This window comes from Bradyrhizobium huanghuaihaiense (assembly GCF_007830635.1).
In the GTDB taxonomy this organism is placed as follows: domain Bacteria; phylum Pseudomonadota; class Alphaproteobacteria; order Rhizobiales; family Xanthobacteraceae; genus Bradyrhizobium; species Bradyrhizobium huanghuaihaiense.
This window is the reverse complement of record NZ_VLLA01000008.1, coordinates 12207-23813: the sequence shown is the minus strand read 5'-3', so window position 1 is coordinate 23813 and position 11607 is coordinate 12207. Positions and strand designations below refer to the sequence as shown.

Here is an 11607-nt window from a genome sequence, read left to right as displayed (position 1 = left end):
GCAAGTCTTCGCCAAACTCCTCCCTGGGGTTATGGGTCCCGGATCTGCGCTTCGCTTGTCCGGGACGACAGCGGAAGGTTTGGTTACGGCCGCGGCACGCGATAGGCCTCGACCTGCGCCTTCAACTGATCCAGCGAGGCGAGCGGCGTCCTCGGATCGACGCGATACTCCCCGCTTCTCAGCCATTTCAGCACCATCGCGTCCACCACCGGCGAGTGGTGGATGACGTCGCTGTAATTGTTGAGGTCATGCGTCACCGCCTTGACCGCGCGGAAATCGTGCAGGCGTACGTTGGGCAGCTGCGTCAATCGCTGCGCGATATGCGCCGTGAGATCGGTGACGATCTTCAGCGTCTCGGGTGAGGCATCGCGCATGGCGACGAATTGCAGGATCGAATAGGGCGGGAAGTAGACTTCGAAGGTCACGTCCGGATGGCGCGTGATGAGACCGACGGCGTCCTGCTCGAAATGTCGGACCATGGCCTCATAACCATAGCCTTCGCCGAGGAAACGGCTGCGCGCGGGGGCGGTGATGTAGGCGAAGGCGGCGAGCGTCTTCTTTGCATTGTAGTCTCGCGCAACGTCGAAATTCCGCGGCAGCGCGTAGATGTCGTCGACATCCTCCAGCGCGAACTTGACGGGAAGATAAGGCGCCGCTCGGGTCAGAGGCTCGCGCAGCGGCGGGACAGACCGCATCACCGTGAACAGCGACTCCTTCGCCATCGCCGCACTGAAGACGTAGGACGCGATCCCCCTGGCCGTCCCGCGATAGAGATCGACGGACAGATAGGGATCGGCCTCGATATCGGCCGCATCGACGAAGCTGAAATCGTCCATCGCCCAGATCACGCGTCGGGCGCCGCGGTCGATCGCCTGCCCCAGCACGAAGGCCTGCTGGCGCGAATTGGAACCGGTCATCGCCAGCTTCAGCGAGCGGACGCCGAGCACCCGGTCGATGTCGCTCTGACGGAAATGGATCGCGAGCGAGGTGCCCATGAAGGCGGTGTCGAACGACTGGCTGCGGATCAGCCCGGCATTCTGCACGCGCGTGTCGTCGGAGTAGAACGCCGCCATGAGACGCGAGGGACGAAACAGCTGCAGGGGATCGACGACGTAGGTGAGCACTGCTGCGCCCAACAGGCACACGATGCTCGCGAGGAGAAGACGTTTCAGGCTGGTGAACGATGTGCGCATCAGAACCGGAAATAGATGAATTCGCTGTGGCTCTGGATGCCCAGGATGCCGAACGCGAGCACCAGCGACGCCGCAGAGAGAGCCAGCGGTCGCACGCGCCCTGCCAGCAAGGCTTCGCCGACCCGGCGATTGCCGTGATCGTAGCCCATGATGTCTTGCGTGTTCGGCGCCAGCCACACCAGCGCGGCATAGACCGTGACCTGCACCAGCGCCGCGATCTCCTCGCGCCCGAAGACGATATTCGCAGGATCAGCCATCGCATGCAGAACCCGCAGCGCCCAGGCGACACTCTCGGCGCGGAAGAATACCCAGGCGACGACGACGGCGAAGAAGGTCAGCACGGCACCGGCGATACGGACCGGGCGCGCAAGCAACGCCGGAACGTTCGGCACCAGCGCGTTGAAGGCGTGATTGACGCAGAGATAGGCGCCGTGCAGCGCGCCCCACACCACGAACGTCCAGGCCGCGCCGTGCCAGAGCCCGCCGAGCAGCATCGTGATCATCAGATTGACATAGCGCAGCACGCGGCCACGCCTGTTACCGCCGAGCGGGATGTAGAGATAGTCGCGCAAAAACTGCGACAGCGTCATGTGCCAGCGCCGCCAGAACTCGACGATGCTGAAAGCCTTGTACGGCGAGTTGAAGTTGATGGGCAGGAAGATGCCGAACATCAGCGATATGCCGATCGCCATGTCGGAATAGCCGGAGAAGTCGAAATAGAGCTGGAACGTGTAGGCGAGCGCCCCAAGCCAGGCCTGGTCGAAGCTCGGCGAGCGCGCCTCGAAGGCGAGCGCGACCAGGGGCTGAATGCCGTCGGCAAGGCAGGTCTTCTTGAACAGGCCGATCGCGAAGATGATGATCCCGCACAGGATCAGATGCGCATGCGGATGCTTGGCGTCCTCCCGCTCGAATTGCGGGATCATGTCCTTGTGGTGGAGGATCGGCCCCGCGATCAGATGCGGGAAGTAGGTCACGAACAGCGCGTAATGCGGCAACGCATAGGCCGCGACCTGGCCGCGATACGCGTCCACGAGGAACGCGATCTGGGTGAACGTATAAAAGGAGATGCCGACCGGCAGCAGGATATGGATCGCAACATGCGTGCCGAGCAAAGCGTTGATGTTCTCGGTCGCGAAGCCGGCATACTTGAAGATGCCGAGCACGAGGAGGTCGCCAACGACACCCAGCGCGAGCGCCGCCTTTCGCTGCGCCGGGCCGAGTTTCGCCACGATGAGGAGATGACCGACGCCATAGTTGAACGCGATCGAGAGCAGCAGCAGGGCCACGAATTGCCAGCTGCCGATCGCATAGAAGGCGATCGAAGCCAGCGCCAGCCAGATCACCGGGGTCAGATTGCTGCGCCGCCCAAGCCAGAAATAACCGGCCAGCACGACCGGCAAGAACAGCAGGATGAACGGGTAGGAATTGAACAGCATCGGCTGGACCGGCGGCGGGGGTATAGCCCTAAAGCATACAAGGGGCGGGTCAACAACCCGGCGACTTGGCGCAGGCATCGAAACGGCCGCGCTGGCAATTCGCGAAAGCGCGACGATATAAGTGGAATGCGGCGAGCCTGTTCCTTCCCCGTCGCCCCGCTTACGGGGCCGGGTGAGGGGCCTCTCTCCGCGAATGAGAGATGATGAGGACCGAGTGACACAAGCCAAGACGCCTTCGAAGCCCCCCGTCGCCCCGCGCCGGCCGCATTCCCTCACGCGGCACGGGATCACCGTGACCGACGACTATGCCTGGCTGAAGGACGAGAAGTGGCAGGAGGTGTTGCGCGACCCCAAAGTCCTCGATCCCGACATCCGCAAATACCTGGACGAGGAGAACGTCTACACCGAGAGCCTGCTCGGCCATACCGCTAGCCTGCAGAAGACTCTGGTCGGCGAGATGCGCGGACGTATCAAGGAGGACGATTCCAGCGTGCCGTCGCCGGACGGCCCCTTCGCCTATTTCCGCAGGTTCCGCGAGGGCGGCCAGCACGAGCTGTTCGGCCGCATGCCGCGCGACGGCGGCGAGGGCGAGATCGTGCTCGACGGCGATGCGCTCGCAAAAGACCACAAATATTTCAAGTTCGGCGGCAGCCGGCACTCGTATGATCACAAGCTGCAGGCCTGGAGCGCGGACACCAAGGGCTCGGAATATTTTTCGATCCGCGTCCGTGACTGGGGAAGCGGCAAGGATCTCGGCGATCTCGTCGAGGAGACCGACGGCGGCGTGGTGTGGGCCGCGGACTGCAAGAGCTTCTTCTATGTGAAGCTCGACGACAACCACCGGCCAATGCAGGTGTGGCGGCACAAGCTCGGCACCAAGCAGGCCGACGACACGCTGGTCTACGAGGAGCAGGATGCCGGCTGGTTCACCCATCTGCACGAGAGCACCAGCGGCCGGTTCTGCGTAATCGCGGGCGGCGACCACGAGACAAGCGAGCAGCGGCTGATCGATCTCGCAAACCCTGAGGCGCCGCCGCGCCTTGTCGCGGCGCGCGAGGAAGGCGTGCAATATTCGCTCGCCGACCGCGGCGACGAGCTGTTCATCCTCACCAACGCCGATGACGCCATTGACTTCAAGATCGTTACGGCGCCGCTGGCCTCGCCCGAACGCAAGAACTGGCGCGACCTGATCCCGTATCGGCCCGGCATCTACATCATCGACCTCGATCTCTATGCCGGCCATCTGGTGCGGCTCGAGCGCGCCAATGCGCTGCCATCGGTCGTGATCCGTGACCTCGCGACAAAGGACGAGCACGCGATCGCCTTCGACGAGGCGGCCTATTCGCTGGATACGATGGGCTCCTACGAATTCGAGACGACGAATCTGCGCTTTGCCTATTCGTCGATGACGACGCCGTCGGAAGTCTACGACTACGATATGGTCAAGCGCACGCGTACCTTGCGCAAGCGGCAGGAGATCCCGTCAGGCCATAACGCCGCCGACTACGTCACCACGCGCATCATGGCGAAGGCGCAGGACGGCGCCGAGGTGCCGGTCTCGATTCTCCATCGCCGCGGGCTCAAGCTCGATGGCACCGCACCGCTGCTGCTCTACGGCTACGGCTCCTACGGCATGGCGATGCCGGCCTCGTTCAACGCCAACCGCCTGTCGCTGGTCGACCGCGGCTTTGTCTACGCCATCGCCCATATCCGCGGCGGTGCCGACAAGGGCTGGGGCTGGTATCTCGACGGCAAGCGCGAGAAGAAGACCAACTCGTTCGACGATTTCGCCGCCAGCGCCCGCGCGCTGATCGATGCGAAGTACACCAGCGCCAAGCGCATCGTCGGCCATGGCGGCTCGGCCGGCGGCATGCTGATGGGCGCGGTCGCCAACCGCGCCGGCGAATTGTTCGCAGGGATCGTCGCGGAGGTGCCGTTCGTCGACGTGCTCAACACCATGCTCGACGACACGCTGCCGCTGACGCCGCCGGAATGGCCGGAATGGGGCAACCCAATCGAGAGCGAGAAGGATTTTCGTACCATCCTGTCCTATTCGCCCTACGACAATGTCGCGGCGAGGGACTATCCGGCGATCCTCGCAATGGGCGGGCTGACCGATCCGCGCGTCACCTATTGGGAGCCCGCCAAATGGATCGCGCGCCTGCGCGCGACCATGAGCGGCGGCGGCCCGGTTCTCTTGCGCACCAACATGGGCGCCGGCCATGGCGGTGCGTCGGGACGGTTCGACCGACTCGACGAAGTCGCGATCGTCTACGCGTTCGCGCTGTGGGCGGCGGGGATGGCGGAGGCCGGGGTGTAAGAGCTCCCGCGTAGCCACACATTCATCTCGTCGTCCCCGCGTAGGCGGGGACCCATAACCACAGGGAGTAGTTGCGGCGCAAGCTGCTAACTCCGAGTCTTCGCCAAACTACTCCCTTTGGTTATGGGTCCCGGGCTCGCGCTTTGCGCGCCCCGGGACGACAATGGGGTTGTGGGGCGAGTTACCGCCCTACCAACACCTCACACCGCCCCGTGCGCCTCGACGTAGAGCGCATAGACCGAGTGGCTGCTCGCCATATAGAGCCGGTTGTTCTTCGGCCCGCCGAAGCAGAGATTGGCACAGCGTTCGGGCAGCTTGATGAAGGCGAGCGGCTTGCCTTCGGGATTGAACACCATCACGCCATCGAGGTCTTCGGACTTGCCCCTGAGCTGAAACACCTTGCGGCCACCGATGTCGGTCGGTTCGCCCTGCAGCGCGCCGTTGGAGCCCCAGCCGCACCAGAGATTGCCGTCGCGATCGACGCGAAAACCGTCGAGCGAGCCCTGGTCGGCGGCGTCGATCAGCTTGGTCTTGCCGCCGAGCGAGCCGTCGTCGCCGACATTGTAGCTCCAGATGCTGCGGTTGGGCGTGCCCTTCCATTCGACGACATAGAGCTTCTTCTCGTCCGGCGAGAAGGCGAGGCCGTTCGGGTTGACGAGGTCGGTGAGCACGGCGCTGATCTTGCCGTCCTTGGCGATGCGGTAGACGTTGGTGGTGGCCTGCTCCGCCTTCTCCTTCTTGCCTTCCCACTCGCCATTGATGCCGAACAGCGGATCGGTGAACCAGATGCTGTCGTCGGACTTCACCACGATGTCGTTCGGCGCGTTCAGCCGCTTGCCCTCGAACTGGTCGGCGAGCACGGTGATCTTGCCGTCCTTCTCGGTGCGGGTGATGCGGCGGGTGACGGAGTGCTCGCAGGTGACGAGGCGGCCCTGGCGGTCGCGCGCATTGCCGTTGGCGTAATTGGCGTTGGCGCGGAACACGCTGGTCTGTCCGGTCTTCTCGTCGAACTTCATGATCCGGTTGTTGGGAATGTCGGAGAACAGGAGATAGCCGCCTTCGGGGAAATAGGCGGGTCCCTCGGCCCAGCGCATGCCGGTCGCGACCTGCTCGACCGTCGAGGAATAGAGCCGGTATTCTCCAAAGCTCGGATCGAGGATCTGGACGGCGGGATCGGGATAACGCTGGTTCGGCGTGAACGCGAACGGCTGGGCGCCGACGGCGCGGGCGAGCAACGTGGAAGCAGCCGCCGCGCCGGCGCCGGCCATGAGATTGCGTCGTGTGAAATTCATCAAAGTCCTCCCTGCTCGATAAAAGGCCGGCGCCTGATGCGCCGGCTCATGTCTTGATGCGAGTTCGTCTCGGTTCTAGCGGCCGTTCTTCTTCCGCCATGCCGCAAAATCGGTGAGCGTCTGCGGATCGGTCGCCGGATAGAGACCGAAAATGCCGCGGCCCTTGCCGACTTCCTCGGTGACGAAATCCTCGAACGCGGTCATCTCGAAGGTCTCGCTCGCGATCTCGTCGGCGAGATGGGCGGGGATGACGATGACGCCGTCGGCATCGCCGAGGATGACGTCGCCGGGAAATACCGGCGCGTCGCCGCAGCCGATCGGGACGTTGATCTCGATCGCCTGGTGCAGCGTCAGATTGGTCGGTGCCGAGGGGCGATGGTGGTAGGCGGGAATGCCGAGCCTGGCGATCTCGACGGAATCGCGAAAGCCGCCGTCGGTAACGACGCCGGCAACGCCGCGCTTCATCAAGCGCGTCACCAGGATCGCACCGGCCGAGGCCGCGCGCGCGTCCTTGCGGCTGTCCATCACCAGCACCGCGCCCGGCGGACAGTCCTCGACCGCCTTGCGCTGCGGATGGGAGCGATCCCTGAAGACGTCGATGGTGTTGAGATCCTCGCGCGCCGGCATGTAGCGCAGCGTGAAGGCCTCGCCGACCATGGTCGGCTGGTCCGCGCCGACCGGGTGCACATCCTGGATCATCTGGATGCGCAGGCCACGCTTGAACAGCGCGGTGGCGACAGTGGCGGTGGAGACGGATTTGAGCTTGTTGCGGGTGGCTTCGGATAGTTTGGGCATTGGCTGAACTCTCTCCTTCGTCATTCCGGGGCGCTCGCGTTAGCGAGTGAACTACGGTGCGCAATTGCGCACCTGAGAATCTCGAGGTTCCGGGTTCGATGCTTCGCATCGCCCCGGAACGACGGTGGGTGAAACTAGTAAATCGACGGCTCGCCGATCGGCGCGCCGAAGTCGGTCTCGAGGAAGTCGAAGTCGCAGCCGTCATTGGCCTGCTTGATGTGCTTGGTGAACATCCAGCCATAGCCGCGCTCGAAGCGGCGCTCGGGCTGCCTCCACGCAGCGCGGCGCTTGGCGAGCTCGGCCTCGGGCACATCAAGGTTGATGGTGCGGGCGGCAACATCGAGCGTGATACGGTCGCCGTTCTGCACCAGCGCCAGCGGACCGCCGATATAGGATTCCGGCGAGACGTGCAGGATGCAGGCGCCGTAGCTGGTGCCGCTCATGCGCGCATCCGAGATGCGCACCATGTCGCGCACGCCCTGCTTCACGAGTTTTGTCGGAATCGGCAGCATGCCCCATTCCGGCATGCCCGGCCCGCCCTGCGGCCCCGCATTGCGCAGGATGAGAATGTGATCCTCGGTGACGTCTAAGTTGGGATCGTCGACCGCCTTCTTCATCGAAGGATAGTCGTCGAACACCAGCGCGGGGCCGGTATGCTTGAGGAACCGCGGCGCGCAGGCGGAAGGCTTGATGACGCAGCCGTCGGGCGCGAGGTTGCCCTTGAGCACCGCGAGCGCGCCTTCCTTGTAGATGGGATTGTCGACCGAGCGGATCACGTCGGCATTGTGAACTTCGGCGCCGTCGATATTCTCAGCCAGAGTCTTGCCGGTCACGGTGACGCAATCGAGATGCAGATGCTGCTTGATTTCGCCCATCAGCGCCGGCAGTCCGCCGGCGTAGAAGAAATCCTCCATCAGATAGGCGTCGCCGCTCGGCCGGACGTTGGCGATCACGGGTACCTTGCGGCTGGCGATCTCAAAGTCGTCGAGGCCGATGTCCTGGCCGGCGCGGCGCGCCTGCGCGATCAGATGGATGATCGCGTTGGTGGAGCAGCCCATCGCCATCGCGACCGCGATTGCGTTCTCGAACGCCTTGCGGGTCTGGACCACCTTCGGCGTCAGGTCTTCCCACACCATCTCGACGATGCGGCGACCGCATTCGGAGGCCATGCGGATGTGGTTGGCGTCGGCCGCGGGAATCGATGAGGCGCCCGGCAGCGTCATGCCGATCGCTTCCGCGATCGCGGTCATGGTCGAGGCCGTGCCCATGGTCATGCAGGTGCCGTAGCTGCGGGCGATACCGGCTTCGATGTCGAGCCAGTCCTTGTCGGAGATCTTTCCGGCGCGGCGCTCGTCCCAATATTTCCAGCCGTCGGAGCCGGAGCCGAGCGTCTTGCCCTTCCAGTTGCCGCGCAGCATGGGACCGGCCGGCAGATAGATCGCCGGAATGTTCATCGAGGTCGCGCCCAAGAGCAGCGCCGGCGTGGTCTTGTCGCAGCCGCCCATCAGCACCACGCCATCGACGGGATGGCTGCGCAGCAGCTCCTCGGCGTCCATCGCGAGCAGATTGCGGTAGAGCATGGTGGTCGGCTTGAGCAGCGATTCCGACAGCGACAGCGCCGGCAATTCCAGCGGCAGGCCGCCCGCCATCAGGATGCCGCGCTTGACGTCGTCGACGCGCGACTTGAAGTGCATGTGGCAGGGCTGCGCATCCGACCAGGTGTTGAGGATCGCGATGATCGGGCGGTCCTTCCACTCCTCGGGCGCGTAGCCCATCTGCATGGTGCGGGAGCGATGGCCGAACGAGCGGAGATCGTCGGGCGCGAACCAGCGCGCGCTGCGGAGCTGGTCGGGCGTTTTCTTCTTGGTCATGATTGGGTGCCCCATTTCTGGACGGTGTTCCGCTCGATGGCGCGGAAGATCAGGTTCTCGACAAAGAGCCCGATGATGATCACCGTCAAGAGGCCTGCGAAGACCGCAGGTATGTCGAGGAGGTTGCGGTTCTCGAAGATGAACCAGCCGAGTCCACCCTGACCCGAGGACACGCCGAACACCAGCTCGGCCGCGATCAGCGTGCGCCAGGCAAAGGCCCAGCCGATCTTGAGGCCGGTGAGGATCGAGCCGAACGCCGCGGGGATCAGGATCTTGGCGACATAGGGCAGCCCGCGCAGGCCGTAATTGCGCCCGACCATGCGCAGCGTGTTGGACACGCTCTTGAAGCCGGAATGGGTGTTGAGCGCGACCGGCCACAGCACCGAATGGATCAGCACGAAGACGAGGCTGCCATTGCCGAGCCCGAACCAGATCAGCGCCAGCGGCAACAGCGCGATCGCCGGCAAGGGATTGAACATCGCCGTGACCGTCTCGAGGAAATCGGTGCCGATGCGAGTCGAGATGGCGAGGATGGTGAAGATCGCGGCCAGCACGATGCCGGCCGAATAGCCCATGAACAACACCTTCAGCGAGGTCCAGGCGCGCATTGGAATGGTGCCGTCCTTGACGCGGTCGTAGAGCGTGGCGATCGTGTCGTGCAGCGTCGGAAACAGCAGCGGATTGTCGAGGGTCACGCCGTAGGCTTCCCAGACCGCCGCCAGGAACAGGATGATGACGGTCTTGCGGACGAAGCCGTCGTTCCAGAGCAGCTCGGCCACGCTCAGCTTGCGCTCGACCTCGTCTGCGCCAGTGACGGCAGCAGGCGCGTCACGGAGCAATATTCTCGCTTCGCCCATGGCAGGCTCCTTCAATGCGCGGTGGCTTCGCCGGCGAACAGAAGATCGTGGATCTCCTTCTCCAGCCGGCCGGCGCTGCCGTCTTCGTTCGAGACCTTGTCGACATCGACCACCTCGGCCTTGACCCGGCCGGGATGCGGCGACAGCAGCAGGATGCGGTTGCCGATGCGGATCGCCTCCGCGATGGAGTGGGTCACGAACAGCACGGTGAATTTGGTCTCGCTCCAGAGCTGGAGCAGCTCGTCCTGGCAGGTGCGGCGCGTCAGCGCGTCGAGCGCGGCGAACGGCTCGTCCATCAGCAGGATGTCCGGCTCCATCGCCATGCCGCGCGCGATCGCGACGCGCTGCTTCATGCCGCCGGACAGCGTGTGCGGATAGGCATCGACCACGCGGGTGAGACCGACCTTCTCGATATAGGCCCGCGCCTTCGCCTCGGCGTCCTTGCGCGACAGTTTTCGCGCTGTGAGCAGAGGGAACATGACGTTGGCCAGTACGCTCTTCCAGGGCAGCAGCTGGTCGAACTCCTGGAAGATCATCATGCGATCCGCGCCGGGGCCGTGGATCTCTCGATCGCCGATCGTCATGCGGCCCTCGCTCGGGCTCATGTAGCCGCCGACGGCCTTGAGCAAGGTCGACTTGCCGCAGCCGGACGGTCCGAGCAGCACAAAGCGATCGGACTTGTCGACGGTGAAACTCACCCTTTCCGTGGCGGTGACGACGGCGCTGGAGGTCTTGTAGCGCAGCGTCACGCCGCTGACGTCGAGCAGCGCCATCAGTTGCCCTTCAGGTCGTGCGCGACGGGGAGATAATAATCCGTCCAGGCCTTGGGCTGGTTCTTCAGCGTGCCGGTCTTAAACAGATGCGCCGCGAACTTCATCGTGCCCTGCGGCTCGAGATTCCACTCCATCATGCCGGGCTCCTTGAGGAGATCGAGCAGCTCCTCCACCGACGTCTTGTCGCCGGTGATCTCCTTGTAGATCTCGACGGCCTGCTTGGTGTCGCTGCGGATCAGGTCCTGCGCTTCCTTCGTGGCGTCGCGCACGGCCTGGATGATCTTCGGATTGGCGTCGGCGAATTTGGTCGTGGTGAAGAACTGCGCCTGGCTGAGCGGGCCGCCCATCACGTCGGGCGATGACAGCACGACATGCGCGCCCGGCACGTTCTTCAGCTCCAGGAAGGTGAACGGCGGGATCGAGAAGTGGGTGTGCACCTCGTGCTTGGGATTGGCGAGCGCCGCATAGGCGTCGGGATGGCCGAGCTGCACGGTGTTGGCATCGAGCTTGGACCATTGGTCGGCGCCGAAGGCTTCGGCAGCCGCGATCTGCAATACGATCGCCTGCGTCGAAACTTTCACGGTCGGCACCGCGATCTTGTCGCTCGGGCCGAAATCTCTGATCGACTTGATGTTGGCGTCGCGGCTGATCAGCGTCATCGGCTGCGCCGAGGTCGCGACGATGCCCTTCACGCCGCCGCGGGTGCGATCCCAGAGCAGCAGCAGATTGCCGGTACCGGTGTTGAGGATGTCGACGCCACCCGCCAGCAGCGCATCGGTCTGCGCGCCGCCACCGGAGAAGGTGATCCATTTGGTGGTGACGCCGGCGACGCCGAGGGAAGCCGCGTGCTTCTCGATCAGCTTCAGCTTCTCCATGATGTGGCTCGGCATGTAGAAAATGCCGGGCTGGCGCGACAGCGCGATCTCGGATTTCTGCTGCGCGTGCGCCGCGGGCGCGAAAAGTGCGGCGGCGGTCAGAACGGCGGCCGCAAGCTTGCTGCGAAGATGCTCGATCATTGTTGTGTGTTTCCTCCGGGTGCGCGTCGTGCTGCGTTGACCCTGCTGATGCAC

General features: G+C 64.3%; 9 protein-coding genes. 1 reads left to right on the top strand and 8 read right to left on the bottom strand.

The genetic code is table 11. The annotated features are described in order from the left end of the window. Window positions 1-83: 83 nt before the first annotated feature. Window positions 84-1193: a hypothetical protein gene (locus tag IQ16_RS17770; RefSeq protein ID WP_018645923.1), complete on the bottom strand. Its 1110-nt coding sequence runs from the start codon at window positions 1191-1193 to the stop codon at window positions 84-86. Then, window positions 1193-2629, bottom strand: coding sequence for an MBOAT family O-acyltransferase (locus IQ16_RS17765; protein ID WP_018645924.1), 1437 nt, complete (start codon window positions 2627-2629; stop codon window positions 1193-1195). The genes IQ16_RS17770 and IQ16_RS17765 overlap by 1 nt, the downstream gene beginning before the upstream one ends. A gap of 214 nt (window positions 2630-2843) precedes the next feature. Here IQ16_RS17765 and IQ16_RS17760 point away from each other — a divergent pair, with 214 nt between their 5' ends. Continuing rightward, window positions 2844-4949, top strand: coding sequence for a S9 family peptidase (locus IQ16_RS17760; protein WP_018645925.1), 2106 nt, complete (start codon window positions 2844-2846; stop codon window positions 4947-4949). 200 nt (window positions 4950-5149) lie between these two features. On the opposite strand, the gene IQ16_RS17755 is transcribed toward IQ16_RS17760, so the two are convergent. From IQ16_RS17755 to IQ16_RS17730, 6 genes are all read right to left on the bottom strand, one after another. Continuing rightward, window positions 5150-6241 (bottom strand): SMP-30/gluconolactonase/LRE family protein, encoded by a 1092-nt coding sequence (locus tag IQ16_RS17755; RefSeq protein ID WP_018645926.1) that lies wholly within the window; start codon window positions 6239-6241, stop codon window positions 5150-5152. Between the two features lie 75 nt (window positions 6242-6316). After that, complete coding sequence (locus IQ16_RS17750; protein ID WP_018645927.1) at window positions 6317-7036, bottom strand: ribonuclease activity regulator RraA; 720 nt, start codon at window positions 7034-7036, stop codon at window positions 6317-6319. Between the two features lie 134 nt (window positions 7037-7170). Continuing rightward, complete coding sequence (gene araD / locus IQ16_RS17745) at window positions 7171-8907, bottom strand: L-arabinonate dehydratase (protein WP_018645928.1); 1737 nt, start codon at window positions 8905-8907, stop codon at window positions 7171-7173. Next, the gene (locus IQ16_RS17740; protein WP_018645929.1) at window positions 8904-9764 is read right to left on the bottom strand and encodes an ABC transporter permease; all 861 of its coding nucleotides are present in this window, start codon (window positions 9762-9764) and stop codon (window positions 8904-8906) included. The genes araD and IQ16_RS17740 overlap by 4 nt, the downstream gene beginning before the upstream one ends. A gap of 11 nt (window positions 9765-9775) precedes the next feature. Next, window positions 9776-10537: an ABC transporter ATP-binding protein gene (locus IQ16_RS17735; RefSeq protein ID WP_018645930.1), complete on the bottom strand. Its 762-nt coding sequence runs from the start codon at window positions 10535-10537 to the stop codon at window positions 9776-9778. After that, on the bottom strand, window positions 10537-11553 hold the full coding sequence (locus tag IQ16_RS17730) for an ABC transporter substrate-binding protein (protein WP_018645931.1): 1017 nt from the start codon (window positions 11551-11553) through the stop codon (window positions 10537-10539). Before IQ16_RS17730 ends, IQ16_RS17735 begins: the two co-directional genes overlap by 1 nt. Between the last annotated feature and the right edge of the window lie 54 nt (window positions 11554-11607).